19 protein-coding genes and 1 tRNA gene are annotated in these 17,466 nt (G+C 54.8%); 6 read left to right on the top strand and 14 right to left on the bottom strand.

Annotated features, from left to right (window positions below):
- Positions 1–179 precede the first annotated feature (179 nt).
- From WKS99_RS06145 to WKS99_RS06135, 3 genes are all read right to left on the bottom strand, one after another.
- A complete protein-coding gene (locus WKS99_RS06145; RefSeq protein ID WP_262670130.1) occupies positions 180–1,115 on the bottom strand; it encodes a LysR family transcriptional regulator in 936 nt (311 codons plus the stop codon).
- A gap of 176 nt (positions 1,116–1,291) precedes the next feature.
- Complete coding sequence (locus WKS99_RS06140) at positions 1,292–1,579, bottom strand: hypothetical protein (RefSeq protein ID WP_340405546.1); 288 nt, start codon at positions 1,577–1,579, stop codon at positions 1,292–1,294.
- A gap of 629 nt (positions 1,580–2,208) precedes the next feature.
- Positions 2,209–2,469 carry a hypothetical protein gene (locus WKS99_RS06135; protein ID WP_147571401.1) on the bottom strand — a complete coding sequence of 87 codons (261 nt, stop codon included), beginning with the start codon at positions 2,467–2,469 and terminating at the stop codon, positions 2,209–2,211.
- Positions 2,470–2,499: 30 nt separating this feature from the next.
- Here WKS99_RS06135 and WKS99_RS06130 point away from each other — a divergent pair, with 30 nt between their 5' ends.
- On the top strand, positions 2,500–2,826 hold the full coding sequence (locus tag WKS99_RS06130) for a hypothetical protein (RefSeq protein WP_340405545.1): 327 nt from the start codon (positions 2,500–2,502) through the stop codon (positions 2,824–2,826).
- Between the two features lie 18 nt (positions 2,827–2,844).
- Complete coding sequence (locus WKS99_RS06125; protein ID WP_262670134.1) at positions 2,845–2,982, top strand: hypothetical protein; 138 nt, start codon at positions 2,845–2,847, stop codon at positions 2,980–2,982.
- 107 nt (positions 2,983–3,089) lie between these two features.
- Here WKS99_RS06125 and WKS99_RS06120 read toward each other — a convergent pair whose 3' ends face one another.
- The 10 genes from WKS99_RS06120 to WKS99_RS06075 all read right to left on the bottom strand — a co-directional run bounded on the left by WKS99_RS06120 (position 3,090) and on the right by WKS99_RS06075 (position 11,559).
- Positions 3,090–3,614 carry a hypothetical protein gene (locus tag WKS99_RS06120; RefSeq protein ID WP_340405544.1) on the bottom strand — a complete coding sequence of 175 codons (525 nt, stop codon included), beginning with the start codon at positions 3,612–3,614 and terminating at the stop codon, positions 3,090–3,092.
- 180 nt (positions 3,615–3,794) lie between these two features.
- Positions 3,795–3,871, bottom strand: a tRNA-Pro gene (locus WKS99_RS06115).
- Positions 3,872–3,984: 113 nt separating this feature from the next.
- Positions 3,985–4,554 (bottom strand): peptidoglycan-binding domain-containing protein, encoded by a 570-nt coding sequence (locus tag WKS99_RS06110; protein WP_147571403.1) that lies wholly within the window; start codon positions 4,552–4,554, stop codon positions 3,985–3,987.
- Positions 4,551–5,798, bottom strand: coding sequence for a peptidoglycan-binding protein (locus tag WKS99_RS06105; protein WP_262670136.1), 1,248 nt, complete (start codon positions 5,796–5,798; stop codon positions 4,551–4,553). The genes WKS99_RS06110 and WKS99_RS06105 overlap by 4 nt, the downstream gene beginning before the upstream one ends.
- Positions 5,799–5,807: 9 nt before the next feature.
- The gene (locus tag WKS99_RS06100) at positions 5,808–6,203 is read right to left on the bottom strand and encodes a spore cortex-lytic protein (RefSeq protein WP_147571405.1); all 396 of its coding nucleotides are present in this window, start codon (positions 6,201–6,203) and stop codon (positions 5,808–5,810) included.
- Positions 6,204–6,334: 131 nt separating this feature from the next.
- Positions 6,335–7,336 carry an NAD(P)H-dependent glycerol-3-phosphate dehydrogenase gene (locus WKS99_RS06095; RefSeq protein WP_340405543.1) on the bottom strand — a complete coding sequence of 334 codons (1,002 nt, stop codon included), beginning with the start codon at positions 7,334–7,336 and terminating at the stop codon, positions 6,335–6,337.
- Positions 7,337–7,472: 136 nt separating this feature from the next.
- On the bottom strand, positions 7,473–8,162 hold the full coding sequence (locus WKS99_RS06090) for a glycerol-3-phosphate acyltransferase (RefSeq protein WP_147571407.1): 690 nt from the start codon (positions 8,160–8,162) through the stop codon (positions 7,473–7,475).
- A gap of 2 nt (positions 8,163–8,164) precedes the next feature.
- Positions 8,165–9,490 carry a ribosome biogenesis GTPase Der gene (der, locus tag WKS99_RS06085; RefSeq protein ID WP_186851989.1) on the bottom strand — a complete coding sequence of 442 codons (1,326 nt, stop codon included), beginning with the start codon at positions 9,488–9,490 and terminating at the stop codon, positions 8,165–8,167.
- Between the two features lie 172 nt (positions 9,491–9,662).
- A complete protein-coding gene (locus WKS99_RS06080) occupies positions 9,663–11,045 on the bottom strand; it encodes a DUF512 domain-containing protein (RefSeq protein ID WP_340405542.1) in 1,383 nt (460 codons plus the stop codon).
- A gap of 79 nt (positions 11,046–11,124) precedes the next feature.
- Positions 11,125–11,559, bottom strand: a complete 435-nt coding sequence (locus WKS99_RS06075; protein ID WP_147571410.1) for a DUF5655 domain-containing protein — start codon at positions 11,557–11,559, stop codon at positions 11,125–11,127.
- A gap of 124 nt (positions 11,560–11,683) precedes the next feature.
- Here WKS99_RS06075 and WKS99_RS06070 point away from each other — a divergent pair, with 124 nt between their 5' ends.
- A complete protein-coding gene (locus tag WKS99_RS06070) occupies positions 11,684–13,012 on the top strand; it encodes a sodium-dependent transporter (protein ID WP_147571411.1) in 1,329 nt (442 codons plus the stop codon).
- A gap of 95 nt (positions 13,013–13,107) precedes the next feature.
- On the opposite strand, the gene WKS99_RS06065 is transcribed toward WKS99_RS06070, so the two are convergent.
- Positions 13,108–13,278 carry a hypothetical protein gene (locus WKS99_RS06065; protein WP_262670140.1) on the bottom strand — a complete coding sequence of 57 codons (171 nt, stop codon included), beginning with the start codon at positions 13,276–13,278 and terminating at the stop codon, positions 13,108–13,110.
- A 227-nt stretch (positions 13,279–13,505) separates the two neighbouring features.
- Here WKS99_RS06065 and WKS99_RS06060 point away from each other — a divergent pair, with 227 nt between their 5' ends.
- The 3 genes from WKS99_RS06060 (at position 13,506) to WKS99_RS06050 (ending at position 17,440) form a co-directional block, all read left to right on the top strand.
- Positions 13,506–14,654 carry an alanyl-tRNA editing protein gene (locus WKS99_RS06060; RefSeq protein ID WP_340405541.1) on the top strand — a complete coding sequence of 383 codons (1,149 nt, stop codon included), beginning with the start codon at positions 13,506–13,508 and terminating at the stop codon, positions 14,652–14,654.
- Positions 14,655–14,663: 9 nt separating this feature from the next.
- Entirely contained in the window at positions 14,664–15,992 is a 1,329-nt protein-coding gene (locus WKS99_RS06055; RefSeq protein WP_340405540.1) for a putative ABC transporter permease, read from the top strand.
- A gap of 131 nt (positions 15,993–16,123) precedes the next feature.
- The gene (locus WKS99_RS06050) at positions 16,124–17,440 is read left to right on the top strand and encodes a helix-turn-helix domain-containing protein (RefSeq protein WP_340405539.1); all 1,317 of its coding nucleotides are present in this window, start codon (positions 16,124–16,126) and stop codon (positions 17,438–17,440) included.
- The last annotated feature ends 26 nt before the right edge of the window (positions 17,441–17,466 follow it).

Below are 17,466 nucleotides of genomic sequence, written 5' to 3'. Positions count from 1 at the left end.
TGTTCCTCTCACTCCTTCTTGTAATAATCGCATTGAATCTAAAGGTGCGGCCACATCCTTTTATGTGAATATTATATAATCTCTCCGCCTTTTACAGGTAGTATGAAAAAGCGACAACTGTTTAATAAAAAAGGAGAAGCTCAAGGCAGCTTCTCCTTTTTTAAACTAAGGAATATAATTTATGTCTCAGACCCGGGAAAGTATTCCTTCAAACCACGAACAAATTCTTTAGCGATGTCTGACAAAATATAGTCTTGGTGCTTCATCCAGCCAATTTCTGAGCGAATATTACAGTTTTCTAAACGGAGCGTTCTACGATTAGTGGCTGTTTCTGGTGAGGATTGATAAATATTATCACTATAAATAGAGTTTAAATAGTAGCCATGTGTTGTATTCAGGTGTTCAAAAATAGCTGATCGGGATGTTGTAGCAATCCGCTGCCGCGCACGTGGAATTCCCAATTTTCGGAAGATATCAGAGTATGGTCCGGATGCCTGTCCTGAATAAAGAATAACAGGATACCCTGCTAAAGCATCAGGAGAAACACTGCTTTGTTCTTGATGAAACAAAGGATTCGAACGCCCCACAGTAATACCAACTTCTAAGCTGGCCAGAGAATAGAATTGTATCTTTTGGGCTTTAAACTTCTGTTCTTCAGCAGGCAAATAGCAGCTCCAAGTACGATATACTCCTATCTCCGCAATCCTATCTGCCACCAAAGTAGGAACATCAGGTTCATACTCTTCATACTGCTGGATACATACACATTCATTTTTATACTTTTCCAGCAGCTTCCCACATAGAGCAGACACAAAAGGGAAACCCATACTTGCTACAGAAAAGCAAACTTCATTACGCTTGTTTTCTTCAAAAAACATATCCAATTGATCTAACTGAATTTGCAGGGGTTTTAGATATGCTACAACGCGATGTCCAAAGGGTGTTAACTTAACACCTTTAGGCGTTCTAATAAATATTTCATTTCCTAATTCCCTCTCCAAATTTTGAATTGCATTTGACAAAGCTGAGTGTGGGATAAACAAATTTTGTGCTGCTTTATTAATTGAAGATGTTTTTGCAATCTCTAATATATATTTCAGTTGTGCAATAGTCATTTTCTCCGCACTCCTCACATGAACATTCGTTAATATATACTTCACTTTTCTACAGCACATAAAGTTTAAATTAAATTTACATGATTATAGGCAGCTTGTCCATACTAAATAGTAGATTATCTTCAGGTGGATGTAATGTTCAACATAGGAAGGTCTGTAAGGAATTGATAGGGATTTTATGGAACTGTTCCTGCTTGGATACATCTCTCTGAAGCGATTTGTAATACGAAGAACGATTTAATTTCAGAATTCCGCATAGTTCCGCAATTGGATATTTCTTTTCGTGATGGATCACCTGAATAACAAGATATTCTCTTTCCTACCAGACTCGGCTCAACCTCTCTTCCTCCCCTTTCCAGCTCCTTCTTTTCCCGCTCTGCGATTTCTTGATAGCTCTTTCCTTCCGCCAGACAAGCTCTAACAATTTCGACCCATTCGTCCAACATTGTATCCCGTTTGGCCATTTGAATCCCTCCGGCTTTTAAGAGGTCTTTGAATTCTCTATGGTCATTATAGCATTTGATCTATCCGCAGGGAACAGAGGGGCTTACAATTTTGTATTTCAAGCATAGATCCGTATAACTAATGTCCCCGTTCAGATATTCCTTTACTGCCTGTAGTTTTACCTGTACTGGATATTTTTTGTTCTTTTACATAGGATATAGCCCCTCTCCCCTGTACATCTCATACAGTCGCATTTAATTAATTTGAGAGACAATACACTTTCGATACACAGTAGCTATCGCTTTCTCCTCGCATAATATTTTCAACTACTCAAATTTTCTTTTCTACTGGCAGTTTCCCCTTATGCGGCCCCCTTTCGCTCTACTTTTTTACTTGTCTACTTTATTGGGCGTATATCACCGTGAGATTTATTTTTAATGTACCAGGGCCCCGCCGTATGGTGGGGCCCTGACTGTTCGACCCTGTTTCTGCTACGGCACCATTGTGCGAGGTTAGGTGGATGCGTACCTCTCACAGAAGGAAACGCCCTCACCGCTGGAGTGGTTTGGCACAGCGGTGTGTGGGGAGGTTTTTCTCCTTTTTGGGAGTGGGCAATAACTTGTGAATTTTTAGCCGGATGTTGGGGCCTCTACTTCAATCCGGGCGCATATCCGTAACTCCCACCTGTACGTTTGGATTGATTGATGGATTGAACGCAGAGAGAGGGTTTCGTTTTGGAGCTCTCGCCGCTTTTGGCGGTAGAGTCCTTTCCGCTGGCCGGAAGGTCTCTCTCTATTTCCCCCTGTATCGCCCCGGTCAGTGTGTGCAACCCCTCCCAGATGCCCACTTTGTACTTCATCAGCAGCTTGGCCTGCACCACGTAGCGGTCAAATTTAATAACCTCCGCCATATTATACCGCCGTTTCTTGGGTGGGGCCGTATGCTTTCGCAGTTTACCCAGCAGATACAGGCAACGGAACTGCTGGCGCAGATTGAAAGTAGGCTCGCCACTATAGCGTGGCTGGGGCGGGCCTTTGGTGTCCACCTCATTCTTGCCACCCAGCGCCCAGATGCCAACATCATCCCAGGACAAATCAAGAATAACCTGGACTTCCGTGTGTGCGGCAGAGCGGACAATGTACTCTCTCAGATCATTCTGGACAACACCAGCGCCGCCGATCAGATCCCCAAGGACGCAAGGGGCCGTTTCATCACCGGGAACGGCACTGTATTCCAGGGCTATTTGTTTGACGAGGGTCAGCTTTAAGACTGGGGGGCGGCTCCTGTGGCAAGGAAAAAGAAGTTCAACCACTACGGTACCGGGATACCCTATCACGAGGTGGAAGCCCTGGCCCGTGTCCTGCTCCCGGAGATACAGGCGTTTTTCGAGAGCGAGGAAGGACAGCGGGAGTTTGCCGAGTAGAAAGCACAACAGGGGAAGGACAAAAAGAAACAGAACTAATACATAAGGCGGGAACATCTGAAATGATGTTCCCGCCTTTTCTCAACGCCTCGACAAACTGGAATTTGTCAAAGAGGATTGTTCCAGTATTCCACGATATTTCCGTTCACATCATAAAAAGTAATGGTACCAGCATTTATAGGCAAGACAATCGCAAAAGGTTTATTGCTATCAATATAAATCCCCTGAATGGAGTTACCATCATCTATTTGTAGTTGTGTTACCTGCTGCTGATTCATAGAAATAAATGCTCGTTCTTTATATTCCTCTACTGTGAACTCTACAATTTCCCTTTCAACTCCTGAAAGGCTCCCACCGCCACGAAAGAAATATCCAAAGGAGAGCCCTGGACGATTAACATAGACAGAAAAAGTGTGGTCACTCATATCCTGGGGATAAGAAATATACGCAGCCATTGTGCCGGAAACATTTCCCTCGACTGTCCAATCATCCTTAATCTTCTGCGACGAACGAATATCCGCTTCTAAATTGGTTGAAGCCACCCCAATATCATTGTTGACATAGAGAAATCCAACAAACAAAATGCAAACGAGAACAACCCCCAGCGTTATCTTTAGAAAAACTTTTTTCATATAATAACCCACCCCTGCAACTTCCGATTTGTTCTATAAAAATATGATAACAGCAGGGAAAATAAAAAGCAAGGGCAGGACTGTTTCTCCTGCCCTTGCTTGTCATATTACATTGTCGAAAGAAATGATAAATCCGAACACATTACCCGCCTGGATAATGTAGTTCGGATCATCATTGTTTGGTCCGAGTGCCGAGATTCGAACTCGGGGCCTCTTGAACCCCATTCAAGCGCGATACCAAACTTCGCCACACCCGGAAAGAGCTGCCAGAATTTTCATCAGTCAGACAGCTTGTATATATTAGCATACCGGAGAAAAAAAAGCAAGCCCCTTTTTCAACTTTTTTCATTTTATTTTTTGGGCAGGGAGCTCACCCCCTGCCCTGATAGCGGCTGCTGTCCTGCTGTTTTCTCTCTTTGACCACAAACATCTCGTACAGGCGGCCCAGCAATTCCCAGGTCTGCCGGTCCATGATCCCGCTCTCCTCTAGCCCCGCCGCCCTCTGGAGCCAGCGGGTATTGGCCACCGAAGCAGGCCCATGAAGCCCGTCTGCCTGATCTGCCGTAATCCCATCGAAATATCGGGCCAGTATTCGGAGCATCGCCTGTGGAATAATTAGGAACTCCTGCTCATTTCCTGGATAGACCCGGGCTTCCTGTCCGGGGAACAGGCGCACCGGCCGGGGCTCTGCCAGCTTCCGCTCGAGAAGGATCCACCGCTCCCGGATGTCGTTCCAAGTTTCCTCGTCCACCATGCCGGTCACTGGAGGATGGAGCTCCCGTTGAAAGAGCATCACCGCCTCCAGAGTCCGTTCGCCAAACACACCATCCGCCACAATCTCAGGCAGGAAGGGATATTGCAGCGACAGCCTCCGCAGCATATACTGCAGACTTCTGACCGGCTGTGCCAGCAATTCCCGCTCCAGTTCATCTCGTGTCATACCAACACCTCTCCTCTCCGGTCCGTCTGGCCAAACCGCACAGTTTCCCCTGGAAATTGCCCGACCCGTGGGGTGTCGGCATAGCTGCTGGCATCCGAGCCTACATTGATAACCGAGACCGGCATAATCTCAGTGGCTGTTCTGGGGAAACGGACCATATCCCGGCGCATGAACTGGTCCGCCAGAGCAAAGTGGCCATAGATGGAGTTCCAAGTGACCTCCCCAACCACCCCATCAATCGTAAGCCCAACCAGGCCCTGGTATTGCCGGACAGCCTGGGTTGTGTTGTGTCCAAAGTCCCCGTCTACCTCGATGGGCAGCAACGCCTCGTCGAACTGCGCCATCACGGCCAGCATATATTGCAGGACTCGGACCTCAGGACCAGTATCCCCCTCCCGCAGAGTCCCAGGGAACTGGAACTCGATCCCATAAAAGGTCTGGCCCTCGCTGATAAGTTCAGCCAGTTTGGTGACACCTACATAGAGAGAGACCATTTTATACCAGGTTGCCTTTCCCACGATTCCGTCCGCGGTTAAATTGAATATCCGCTGGAATTTTCTGACGGCCTCCTCTGTCTTCTCATTAAAAGCGCCGGTAACCGGCCTAATTTTGGGAATCGCGGGATAATTTTGCGAGATGCGGTTAATCATGGTCTGAATCGCTACGACCTCCTCCCCCGCTGACCCCAACCGCAGGGGGTAGCCGGGATAGGAGCGAGTCATATCCTGGATCGGCGCTTCCACCACCAGCTCGATATCGTCGCCGTAGTAGCGGTAGAGGATCTCCATAGAGTTTGCTCCCTGCTTCGCCATGTCCTGGCTGCCCCATTGGGACAGTCCGTCGCAGGTGCTGGTGGTCCCATTGCAAAATTTGGCGGCCAAAGGCTCTACAAACCCCCGACGGCGGATATAGTCGTTAAAGATCTCATCCACTACCCGGCTGATGCTGTCAAAGAAGTTGCGCCCCCGGATGAATTTCTGGTCGTACTGGGTGGTGGAGGTAATATCAAACTCATAGCCCCGGCTGCGGTAGTACTCCGTGTACACCCGGTTGAGAGCAAAGGAGATGATTGCCAACACATTGGCCCGGATGGCCGACAGCTCCCAGGTAGGGTATATCTCGCTGGAGGCCACATTTTTCACATAGTCCGGGAAGCTGACCGTGATGTTTTCCGCCCACTGACTGGGCAGCCCCAGATGGACCGTAATGTTGGTTGGGATATAAGGAGTGATGATGACCGGCATTGTTCCACCTCACAGGCTCTGGGCGGTGATCTCCCGCTGGTCCCTTACCTGGAGGCTGGACTGGCCCTCGGCCAGCGGGATCAGCTCCATGTCCTGGGTCGTTTCCACCCCTGGGAATATCTGGACTCCATCTACCTGGAGCATAGCGTATCCGGGATGCTCCGCCCACACGCTGCATATGGCAAATGGAACGGGGCCATCTGTATGCGGGGCGGTACTCTCTCCCAGCAGCGGAGTCGATATCTGGAGCGGAAGAATGGCTCCGCTGCTGTCCGTGACCTGGAGGGAGAGCAGCTCCCGCCTGCCCCCCTTCCCCTCATGGGTGACCACCACGGTGGCTCCGCTAATTGGAATCTGTGCCCGCGAGGTATAAACCCTGATAATCAATGTACCAATATCGTCCATATGCGCCCTCCTGTCCGCGGGTTCTGCCCGCTTCTGTTTTCCCCATACTATGTCGGCGTACAGGTCGTTGTGCTTCGGGGTGGTAAAAAAAGCCGCCTGTTATAAAAACAGGCGGCTTTTAGCTTTTGATCTTAGCTCCAGCTCTCATCCAGTTCGGACCGCTTGGCGCGGCCCATCAGGTCCGTGATGACCGCGTGGACATCTCGGCCCTGGTAGAGCACCTCATAGGCGGCTTGGGCAATCGGCATCTCCACTCCGGCCTTTTCCGCCAGGGCCTGGGCATTAGCAGCAGCGTAGTAGCCCTCCACCACGGCGCCCACCTCCTGCATGGCCTCATGAATCTCTTTGCCCTGGCCCAACAGGATACCGCACCGGCGGTTTCTGGAGTGCATGGAGGTACAGGTGACGATGAGATCGCCTACGCCAGCCAGGCCGGTAAACGTCTCCTTTCTGCCCCCCAGGGCCACGCCCAGCCGGGCCATCTCGGCCAGTCCCCTTGTCATAAGCAGGGCCTTGGTGTTGTCCCCATAGCCCATCCCGTCACAGCAGCCAGCGCACAGGGCGATGACGTTCTTCAGGGCGGCGCAGATCTCGGTGCCCACCTTATCGTCGCTGGTATAGACACGGAAGCGGGGGTTCATGAACAGGTCCTGGACCTTTTGGGCTATAGACAGCTCGTCCGCCGCCGCCACCACGCCGGTAGGGATACGGCGCCCCACCTCCTCCGCGTGGGAGGGCCCAGACAGCACCACCACAGGGCATTTGCCCTGAAGCTCCTCCTCGATGACCTGACTCAGACGGAGCGAGGTATCCTTTTCAATTCCCTTGGACACCGATACAACAATGGTCCCTGGGTCCACCAGCTCCCGCAGCTGGGCTGCGGTGGCTCGAACAGCGAAGGAGGGCGTTGCCAGCACCACCAGACCACATCCCTTGACCGAGGATAGGTCGGTGGTCAGTTTCAGTTCCTCCGGCAGAGGCACTCCCTTGAGCATGGGGTTCTCATGGGTGTCCCGCATCCGGTTAGACTCCTCCTGGTGATAAGACCAGAGAGTGACATCGTTTCCGTTTTCCAGTAACAGCAGGGCCAGGGCAGTCCCCCAGGCGCCGCTGCCTACTACGGTGATCTTCATCAGAGTTTACCTCCCAATGTAATATTGTAGGGGCCAGTGTCCACGACGGCCCTCCAGTTCACGGTCTCATTTCGTAGGGGCACAGCACGATGCGCCCCCGGGCGGGCAGCTCCATGGGGCCGCCCCCGCGGTCATATCATTTCTTTTTACGCAGAGAAAACTTATTTTCCGTTCCGGAGAGCAGCCGCTTGATATTGGCCCGGTGCATATAGACCACCAGCCCGCCGAGCAGCAGCCCCAACAGGGTGATGACCCAGTCTTGGTAAACAAACCAAGTGGCCACAGGGAAGGAGGCCCCAGCCCACACCGAACCCAGGGACACATATCGAGTGAGGACGGCCAGGATGAGAAAGCCGCCCCACACGACCAGAGCGATCCGCCAGTCGATCATGATGGCGATGGTTCCTCCGGACAGGATGCCCTTACCCCCCTTGAAGTGGAACATACAGGGAAACATATGGCCCAACAGGCAGAACAGGCCCGCCCAATACTTGAACAGGACTACATAATAGGCGACCGTAGCACCATCCAAAGGGAAGTCCGGCATGATGCGCGGGTCATATCCGCCGCCAATTTTAACCGCGATCAGAATGGCCACCACTGCCTTTAGCACATCGGTGAGAATAACCACAAAGGTCAATGGGCCGCCGAAGGTACGGTAGAAATTGGTCAGCCCCGCGTTGCCGCTTCCGTGGTTTCGCACGTCGTCCCGCAGGATATATTTGGATACGATCACCGCCCCATTGAAGCAGCCGCAGAAATAAGAGATGACTGCCACGATCCAAAAATCCATCCGGGTGAGGAAAAATAAAATCGCGGAACCCATTATCACTCCTCCTTATCGCTGCGCTGCCGCACGGTCAGCCGGACAGGGGTGCCCTCCAGGCCGAAGGTGGAGCGGATCTGATTTTCCAGATATCGCTGATAGGAGAAGTGGAACAGCCGGGCGTCGTTGCAGAAGCAGACGAAGTGGGGCGGACGGATGCCCACCTGTGTCATATAATAGATCTTCAACCTCCGCCCCTTGTCTGTGGGAGGCTGGACCCGGGCGGTGGCGTCGGCCAGGACCGAGTTGAGCATTCCAGTGGTGATGCGCATTGCGGACTGGTCGTTGACATAGTTAATAAGCTCAAAGAGCCGGTCCACCCGCTGGCCGGTCAATGCGGAAATAAAGACAATAGGGGCGTAGGTCATATAAGACAGGTCCCGCATGACCTCCTGACGCATCTTGTCCATGGTCTTGCCGTCCTTCTCGATGGCGTCCCACTTGTTGACCACAATAATGCACGCCTTACCCGCCTCGTGGGCCAATCCGGCCACCTTGGTATCCTGCTCAGTGACTCCCTCCTGGGCGTCGATCATGATCAGGCACACATCGCTGCGCTCGATGGCCATGGTGGAGCGCAGGACGGAGAACTTCTCGATCCGGTCATCCACCCTGGACTTCTTCCGCATCCCGGCGGTGTCGATAAAGAGATATTTTCCGTGCTGGTTCTCAAACGCGCTGTCCACAGCATCCCGGGTGGTGCCTGCCACGTTGGATACAATGACCCGCTCCTCTCCCAAAATGCGGTTGACCAGAGAGGATTTTCCCACGTTGGGCTTTCCGATAACTGCCACCTTGATGACGTCGTCGTCCTCCTCCTCGTCCTCCTCCTCGGGGAAGAACTGGAAGCAGGCGTCCAGCAGATCGCCGGTGCCGTGGCCATGGAGGGCGGACACGGCAATGGGATCGCCCAGCCCAAGGTTATAAAATTCATAGATATCCGGGTTCTCCCGCCCGGTCTGGTCTGCCTTATTGACTGCCAAGATCACCGGCTTGCCCGATCGGAGGAGCATATTGGCCACCTCCTGATCGGAGGCGGTCATTCCGGTCTTGATGTCGCACACAAAGACAATGACCGTGGCGGTGGAGATGGCGATCTCCGCCTGCTCCCGCATGAAGGCCAGGATCTGGTCGTCGGTGCCCGGCTCGATGCCGCCGGTATCCACAATATCAAAGGTGCGATTTCTCCACTCACACTGGGCGTACAGCCGGTCCCGGGTGACGCCGGGGGTGTCCTCCACGATAGACAGCCGCTGGCCGCACAACTTGTTAAAGAGCATGGACTTACCGACATTTGGTCTGCCTACAATAGCAACAAGAGGTTTCATGTAATCATCCTTTCATATGCCCCTATCAAAGCCCAGCAAATCGGGTTTGATGTGGGGAGGAGGCGCAAGAGAATGCAGCAAAAAATGCCCAGACGTCGTTATGGGAGAAGCGGCCTTCGCGGCGGCGAGGGGCGACCTGAAATATGCCGGTCTTTCCACATTCGGCTCCCCGCTACACTCTTTGATTGTATTGATAGTATTCTGTTTCTTCCTGGCTCTGGCGTTGGGCCATAGGGGTAATCTCCAGTCCGCAGATTGCGTCGCACAGCTCATAGCCGTCCTGCTCCACTGCCGTAACAGGAACACCAAGTTCCCGCTCCACATCGTCCACCGACACGTCGTCCAGAAAGACCCGCTCCCCGGAGCGGAGCATATTGGCCGGGATCAGCAGGCGCTCTCCCAGCTCCCGCCCCTTGAGCTGATGGATCAGATCGCCTCCGGTGACCAGTCCGGCCACCGTGATGGTCTCTCCAAAGAAGTGGTTGACGATGGGATAGACCCTGCCCTCTATTTTACCACATTTCTCCCTGGCCTGGGAAATCAATCTCTCCAAATATGGGGCGGCGGACACCCCGGTGGCGATGGAAAACGGGGTGGCGCCCGCCATCTCCTCCGGCTCCATCAGGTCCAGCGCCCGGCCAAACTCCCGGGAGAGCAGGGTGAGCATCCCCACCCCGTTGTCCAGCTGGGTAAACTCCTCAAAATACTCCTCCAGCGGGAGCTCCCGGCCGGCCAGGAGATAAAACTCATCCGAGCACCACGCCAGCCTGGTCCCCGCCCTCTCCAGATGGCGGGCGGCAAAGCCCTCCACCTGGTCGATGACCGCTCCGGCGGTCTCTGTGTTGTAAATGGTCAGGGGATACAGCCCCTCCCGGTATTTCGTCACGCCTACGGGGACCACCGAGATGCTGTTCACCGCCGGATACATCCCCGCCAGGTCATGCAATGTCTTATCCAGAGCGGGGCCGTCGTTGATGCCGGGGCAGGATACGATCTGGCAGTTCATGGTGATGTGGTTTTGGGCAAACCGCTCCATGATGTCGATGCTCTCCCCCGCCCGCCGGTTCTTCAGCATCTCCGCCCGGAGCGCCCGGTCTGTGGTGTGGACGGACACGTTGATGGGGGAGATCCGCAGGTCGATAATCCGCTGTACCTCCCGAGGGGACAGGTTCGTTAAGGTGAGGTAATTGCCCATCAGGAAGGACAGCCGGGCATCGTCGTCCTTAAAATAGAGAGAGGGTCGCATCCCAGGGGGCATCTGGTCCACAAAGCAGAAGATACAGTTGTTGGCACAGGAGCGGGCCCGGTCCATCAGATAGGTCTCAAATTCCAGCCCCAGGTCCTCCCCCTCCCCCTTGCGGATCCGCAGGGTGCGGGTGGAGCCGTCTCGCTCCCGGAGGGTCACTTCCAGCCTGGGATCATAGCTGTAAAATTTATAGTCCAGCACGTCCACGATCATGTGGCCGTTGATGTGGGTCAGCGTTTCGCCCACCCGGATACCCGCCCGGTGGGCCGGACTTCTAGGGTCTACTGACTTCACAGCCGTCATGCTCATGGATGCTCACCTTCCTTATGGGGTCTATCGTAGGGCGTTCGAATCATTTTACAATAGGTTGCCCGGTATTGCAAGATTTTCAGCTCTTTCTCCGCCGCCTGCGCCCGGAAAATTCCTTGGACAGATAGAGCCAGCCCATTAGCTCCTCATCCAGCTCGCCAAGATCGGCCACCGAGGTGTGGTGGGTCCAGCGGTTGGGGTAGGGCTCTGTCGAGTAGGGAATGCGGGGGCTTTCCACCTGAAATTCCAGAAAAAAAGACAGCCCCACATAGATCCGCCCGTCCGGCCTTTTCCACCGGGGCAGCCATAGGGCGGCGAAAGAGCCTGGGCCTTTCCAGGTAATCTGGCTCTTCTGTACCACCACTTCAAAGTCACCCAGCCTATCCCGGACAGCCCTCTCAATCTCCAAATAGAGGGGCAGCAGCTCAGGCTGTTTCATAAAAAACAGGTCCACCGAGAGGTCGTTCACCGCTCCATCCTCCGTTCTCTCAATTTGGGCACCTTTTACTTCCATCCTATCCCAATCCCTCCCCTCTGTCAACGAAAATTCACCCCTTTGTTTTTTTCCTATAATATGGTATGCTTACATCTGCGCAGGACCTTCCCTGTCAAAAAGAGAGAGGCGTGATCGAACATCCATGAAACATGAGAAGAAACGAGATTCCTGGGGCTCTAAGTGGGGCTTCATTCTGGCCTGTATCGGCTCCGCGGTCGGCATGGGCAACATCTGGCTCTTTCCGGCTCGGGTGTCAAAATACGGCGGAGCCACCTTCCTGATCCCCTATCTGATCTTTGTGGTTATCATCGGCTCCACCGGCGTCATCGGGGAGATGGCCTTCGGCCGGGCCACCCGGTCCGGTCCTGTCCACGCCTTTGGCGAGGCCACCAAGCTGCGCTTCGGCACCGATAAGCCTGGCAAGCTGCTGGGCCTTATCCCGGTCCTGGGATCCCTGGCCCTGGCCATCGGTTACTCTGTGGTCACCGGCTGGATCTTCAAGTACACCGCCCAGTCCATCACCGGCGCTCTGTCCGCCCTGGACGGAGTAGACGCCTTCAGCGCCAATTTTGGCGCCACCGCCTCTGGAAACCTGGGCTGGCAGATCGCCGGCATGGCGGTCACCATCGCCATCATGGCCTTCGGCGTGGGCCGGGGCATCGAGAAGGCCAATAAAGTCATGACGCCCCTGTTCTTTCTACTGTTTATCGGTCTGGCCGTCTACCTGGTCACTCTGCCCGGCTCCTCCGCCGGCTATCAGTACATCTTCGTCCTCCGCCCTGAAGGGCTCCTGGACCCCTGGGTATGGGTCTATGCCCTGGGCCAGGCATTTTTCTCCTTGTCCATTGCCGGCAATGGAACACTGATCTACGGCTCCTACTTGAGCCCTGACTCCGACATCCCCTCTGACGCCAAGATGGTGGCCCTCTTTGACACCTGTGCCGCCCTGTTGGCCGCTCTGGTCATCATTCCCGCAATGGCGGTGGCGGGCCAGCAGCTCAACGAGAGCGGTCCGGGCCTAATGTTCATCTACCTCCCCAATGTGATCCGCGGAATCCCCGGCGGGCCAGTCATCCTGGTGGTATTCTTTGTCGCGGTGGTTTTCGCTGCTCTGACCTCTCTGGTCAATCTGTTTGAGGCCCCCACCGCCACCCTCCAGGAGCTGTTCCACCTGCCAAGGCCCGCTGCCGTCGGCATCATCGGGGCCATCGGCATTGGAGTGGGCCTGCTCATCGCCCCTATCGTCTCCCAGTGGATGGACGTGTGCTCCATCTATATCTGCCCCATCGGCGCCCTGCTGGCCGCGGTCATGTTCTTCTGGATATGCGGCAAGGACTATGTACTCAAGCAGGTAAACCTGGCCCGCCACAAGCCTCTTGGGTCCTGGTTCTATCCAATGGCAAAATATCTGTTCTGCGGCGTTACCCTGCTGGTTCTGGTTTTGGGGGCTGTCTTCGGCAGTATTGGTTGAACGCTCTCCCCACTCACAAATACAGAGAGCCGGAACACAGGCTTGTGTCCCGGCTCTCTGACCAAATGGGGAAAACAAATGTGGAGGCCGCTTCTTTAACGAGCAGCAGTCTTACTCCTGTCCCAGGAATATGCCTTTACAGACTTCTTATGGGCGGCAGACCGGACTATCCTAGATACCAGCTTCACGGACAGAGCCAGAACAGACGCTACTAAAATAACGATAGCGGCAATCACCAGTCGAAGCAACATATAATCAGCTATCATAACGACTCACCTCTGTACTTTATTATCCGAATCCTGCCCTTTCGGATGAGCCTATCCTATTCCATTTCATAAAAAAATGGGATTAAGCAAAATGCCGCCGCATTAAATCCGCATTAAACTTTCCTGCCGCCCACCTGAAATCATATTCTCAAACGAAACATCTTTCCAATTTGCCTATCCAACCCCAGTGTGCTATGATACAAAAAATATAGAGAGAGGACATGACCATGGAAAAGCTCTACGAACAAGACCCATTTCTGACCCGATTCTCCGCCCATGTAGAGTCCTGCATACAGGGCAAGCGAGGCTATGACGTAATACTGGACCAGACCGCTTTCTACCCCGAGGGGGGCGGTCAGCCCTATGACCTGGGCGTCCTTGGGCCGGTCCAGGTATTGGAGGTCCACGAGCGTGAGGGCCGGGTAGTCCACACCTGTGACGGCCCTTTGGAGCCCGGCGCTCAGGTGGAGGGGCAGATTGACTGGGAACGCCGCTTCGATTTGATGCAGCACCACTCCGGCGAGCATATCGTGTCCGGCATCGCCCACGCTAAGTGGGGGTGCGACAATGTTGGTTTTCATATGGGGAGCGACTTCATTACCATCGATTTAAACGTACTGCTGGACGGAGACCAGCTCCAGGAGCTGGAGGAGGCGGCCAACCGCTATATCTGGGAAGACCACCCCATCTCCATCACCTTCCCTTCTCCGGAACAGCTGGCAACACTGGAATACCGGAGCAAAAAGGCGCTGACTGGCCGGGTAAGAATCGTTTCTTTCCCCGGCGCTGATACCTGCGCCTGCTGCGGCACCCATGTGGCCTCCTCCGGCCAGGTGGGCTTTGTGAAGCTCCTGTCCGTTCAGAAGTTTCGTGAGGGGGTACGCATCGAACTGGTGTGCGGCAGTCGGGCCTTGCGTTATGTAAACAGCATTTTAGCGCAGAACCACCAGGTGTCTACCCTTCTGTCTGCCAAGGCCTTTGAAACTGGGGCAGCGGTCCAGCGGCTGACCGAGGAGAACGCCGCTCTGAAGTCCCGGCTTCTATCCATGGAGGAGGATCGCTTTGCTTCCCTGGCCCGTCAGCTCACTGGGGCAGGAGATGTGCTTCTCTTTGAGGAGGGCCTGACCCCTGATAGTCTGCGCCGCCTGTGCGACGCCGTCCTCCAGACTTGTGGCGGGCGGTGTGCCTGCTTCTCCGGCGTGGATGGTCAGGGCTACAAGTACGCCGTTGGCCAACTGGAGGGCGACCTGCGTACCTTTGCCAAGGAGATGAACCAAAGCCTCAACGGCCGTGGTGGCGGCAAGCCCGGCTTTGTCCAGGGCTCGGTCCAGGCGGACCATGGGGCTATCCAGGCATTCTTTTCCGCCGCTGGATAAGGAGTTTCTATGGAATATACAGTATATCAGCTTCTCTGGTTCTTTCTGGCCTACTCCTTTTTGGGGTGGCTGGGTGAAACCGCTCTGGCGGCCGCCAAAGGGCGGCGGCTTATCAATCGGGGGTTTTTGAATGTCCCCTTCTCCCCGGTTTACGGCCTGGCGGCTGTGTTGTTCGCCATCTTTCTGCCCGAACTGAAAAATACGCCCTTTTTTCTCTTTCTCTTTGGCCTGATTATTGCCACCGGCCTTGAACTGTTCACCGGCATCCTACTGGAACATCTCTCCGGCCAGAAGTGGTGGGACTACTCCAGATACCGCTTTCAATTCGAGGGTCACATCTGTTTGGGATACTCCCTTCTCTGGGGCGGGATGGCCCTTTTGTGCCTCTATTTTGGCAACCCCCTGCTGGTCAGGCTGGCCGGACTGATTCCCCGCTCTGTCGGTCAGCTCATCCTGCTGGTCCTGTTCTGTCTGCTGGCCGGCGACCTGCTTACCTCTCTGGCCGCCCTGCTCCAGCTCAATACCAGTCTGAAGGAGCCCAGTGAGCTCTCCCTCCGGCTCCGTCGTCTCACCGACCATCTGGATAACGCCGTCACCCGGTATATCCAGCGCCGTATGGCCAGGGCCTACGGCCTACGGCGGGAGCGGCTGGAGGAACAGGCCCGCCGCAGAGCCGCTAAAAAAGGAACGTCCGGAGTCTTTGCCCAGGGCTGCTGCTTTTACAAGCTGTTGTGGCTGTTTTTGATCGGCGCCTTTCTGGGCGACATGATTGAAACCATCTTCTGCCGTATCACGGCCGGGGTGTGGATGAGCCGAAGCAGCGTGGTCTACGGCCCCTTCTCCATTGTCTGGGGGCTGGGGGCCGTCCTGCTCACCGCTGTTCTGTACAAGTACCGGCACAAGAGCGACAGCTACGTCTTTCTTGTTGGAACCGTGGTGGGCGGCGTCTATGAGTATCTCTGCTCCGTTTTTACCGAGTTGGTCTTCGGCACGGTGTTTTGGGATTACAGCCACCTGCCCTTCAATCTGGGCGGACGCATCAATCTGTTATACTGTTTTTTCTGGGGCATCGCCGCTGTCGTGTGGCTCAAGTCCATCTACCCCCGGCTCTCCCAGTGGATCGAGCGGCTCCCTCTCCGGATCGGCCGGGTCCTCTCCTGGGTCCTCATCCTCTTTATGGTGGTCAACATCGCCGTGTCCTGTCTGGCCATGGGACGGTACACCCAGCGCCAGACTATGGACGCTCCGCCCGACACCGCGCTGGGACAGCTTCTGGACCGCCGTTTCCCAGACAGCCGCATGGAGCGCATCTATCCCAATGCTATTTTGGTGGACTGAGGTCCTCTAAACTCCTTGCGCCCCAATGGATTCCGGAGAATGTAAACCGCCGGTTAGCAGGATTCAAACCGCGAGGGGGTGGTCTTTTTCTCCCCTTTTTGCTAGGGTGAATGCAAAGGAGGCCGATGACCATGACGACCGGACAACGTATCGCCGCCAAGCGCCGGGAGCTGGATCTGTCCCAGGAGGGGCTGGGCGAGGCTCTCGGCGTATCCCGACAGTCTATTTATAAATGGGAATCTGATTCCAGTCTGCCCGATGTGGACAAACTAGTGGCTCTCAGCCGCCTGTTCCATGTATCCGTCGGCTGGCTGCTCGGTGTGGAGGAGGACCAGGAGGAGCGCATCTCCGACGATCTCTCCCCTGCCCAGTTGAAACTGGTAGAGGAGATCCTGTCCCGCTATCAGCAGTCCAGCCAGTTCACCGCGGAACAGCAGGAGCGGGTGTCGGAATTGGTGGAGCAGAAGGTTCGGGAAAGCCGCTCCCCCCGCCATAGGCGCTTGCGTTACGGCGCCGCCTGTCTGGCCCTGCTGCTTGTCCTTCTGGCCGGGCGCTCCCTATTCGCCCGGTTGAAGGAGCTGGACCGCCAATACACCGACCTGGCCAATTCCGTGGGCAATATTACCTACTCGGTCAATAGTCAAATCGGCTCCATTACCAGCAGGGTGGAGGAGATCCTAAAATCCCAGAACAGTCTGGTGGCCGACTACGCTACCAATATCCAGTCGGCCGACCTGGCGTCCAATACTGTCACCTTTTCGGTCCGTGTGGTTCCCAAGACCTATACTGAGGGGCTGGAGATCCTTCTCCATGCTGATACCGGGGATGGGTTGGTAGACGTTCCCGCCGTTCCTGGACCAGGGCAGGAGTTCTCCGGCCAGATCACCTGCCCTCTGACAGACAGCATCACCTTATCCGCGGTCCTGGTGGACCAGGGAACACGCCAGACTCAACTACTGGGTAACTATTCCTCTCTCTACGGCAGCAGTCTACCAGCGGTAGATATCTCTCTTTTGGAGAGTGCCCTGTTAAATATTCCCCGTGGAGAGGACGGCCTGTTCCATGTGAGAGAGAATTATGGCTTCCTCACAGGGCTGTCCGCCTCCGTCTCTGCGGTCAACGAGGATATTGGTCAATCCCAGGTCAAGCAGGTCCAGCTCGGACTGTTCCGAAACCGAGCACTGCTCTTTTGGCTGGAGCCATGTAGCCGTCCAGACAATCATCACGGCTTTGAGAAGGCGGAGCAGTGGTTCCACCTTCCCTCCGTGGAGCTGGATCTCCAGGAGGGGGATGAGCTGGTCTTCGCCGCCCTGGTCACCGACCAGTACGGCCGGCAGATAGTCACCCCCTCTCTCCCCGCTTCCCGAGTAGAGGGGGATGAGATCACCTGGTTCAGCACCAGCTTTGACTTCCCCAGCGAGCCGGACGGCTGGGGGCTTGCGGGATAAAAAGACAGCGGACTGGTCACAGTCCG

Origin of the sequence: Flintibacter sp. HCN-6482, assembly GCF_037892565.1 — a bacterium.
GTDB classification, from domain to species: Bacteria; Bacillota; Clostridia; order Oscillospirales; family Oscillospiraceae; genus Lawsonibacter; species Lawsonibacter aceti.
Note: the sequence above shows the minus strand (reverse complement) of the source record. Positions and strands in the feature narration are given on the sequence as shown.

Bases quoted from the DNA above. Each gene is read 5' to 3' on its own strand.
- WKS99_RS06145 (WP_262670130.1), bottom strand. From the start codon at position 1,115: ATGACTATTGCACAACTGAAATATATATTAGAGATTGCAAAAACATCT.
- WKS99_RS06140 (WP_340405546.1), bottom strand. From the start codon at position 1,579: ATGGCCAAACGGGATACAATGTTGGACGAATGGGTCGAAATTGTTAGA.
- WKS99_RS06135 (WP_147571401.1), bottom strand. From the start codon at position 2,469: ATGGCGGAGGTTATTAAATTTGACCGCTACGTGGTGCAGGCCAAGCTG.
- WKS99_RS06130 (WP_340405545.1), top strand. From the start codon at position 2,500: ATGCTTTCGCAGTTTACCCAGCAGATACAGGCAACGGAACTGCTGGCG.
- WKS99_RS06120 (WP_340405544.1), bottom strand. From the start codon at position 3,614: ATGAAAAAAGTTTTTCTAAAGATAACGCTGGGGGTTGTTCTCGTTTGC.
- WKS99_RS06110 (WP_147571403.1), bottom strand. From the start codon at position 4,554: ATGACACGAGATGAACTGGAGCGGGAATTGCTGGCACAGCCGGTCAGA.
- WKS99_RS06105 (WP_262670136.1), bottom strand. From the start codon at position 5,798: ATGCCGGTCATCATCACTCCTTATATCCCAACCAACATTACGGTCCAT.
- WKS99_RS06100 (WP_147571405.1), bottom strand. From the start codon at position 6,203: ATGGACGATATTGGTACATTGATTATCAGGGTTTATACCTCGCGGGCA.
- WKS99_RS06095 (WP_340405543.1), bottom strand. From the start codon at position 7,336: ATGAAGATCACCGTAGTAGGCAGCGGCGCCTGGGGGACTGCCCTGGCC.
- WKS99_RS06090 (WP_147571407.1), bottom strand. From the start codon at position 8,162: ATGGGTTCCGCGATTTTATTTTTCCTCACCCGGATGGATTTTTGGATC.
- der (WP_186851989.1), bottom strand. From the start codon at position 9,490: ATGAAACCTCTTGTTGCTATTGTAGGCAGACCAAATGTCGGTAAGTCC.
- WKS99_RS06080 (WP_340405542.1), bottom strand. From the start codon at position 11,045: ATGAGCATGACGGCTGTGAAGTCAGTAGACCCTAGAAGTCCGGCCCAC.
- WKS99_RS06075 (WP_147571410.1), bottom strand. From the start codon at position 11,559: ATGGAAGTAAAAGGTGCCCAAATTGAGAGAACGGAGGATGGAGCGGTG.
- WKS99_RS06070 (WP_147571411.1), top strand. From the start codon at position 11,684: ATGAAACATGAGAAGAAACGAGATTCCTGGGGCTCTAAGTGGGGCTTC.
- WKS99_RS06065 (WP_262670140.1), bottom strand. From the start codon at position 13,278: ATGATAGCTGATTATATGTTGCTTCGACTGGTGATTGCCGCTATCGTT.
- WKS99_RS06060 (WP_340405541.1), top strand. From the start codon at position 13,506: ATGGAAAAGCTCTACGAACAAGACCCATTTCTGACCCGATTCTCCGCC.
- WKS99_RS06055 (WP_340405540.1), top strand. From the start codon at position 14,664: ATGGAATATACAGTATATCAGCTTCTCTGGTTCTTTCTGGCCTACTCC.
- WKS99_RS06050 (WP_340405539.1), top strand. From the start codon at position 16,124: ATGACGACCGGACAACGTATCGCCGCCAAGCGCCGGGAGCTGGATCTG.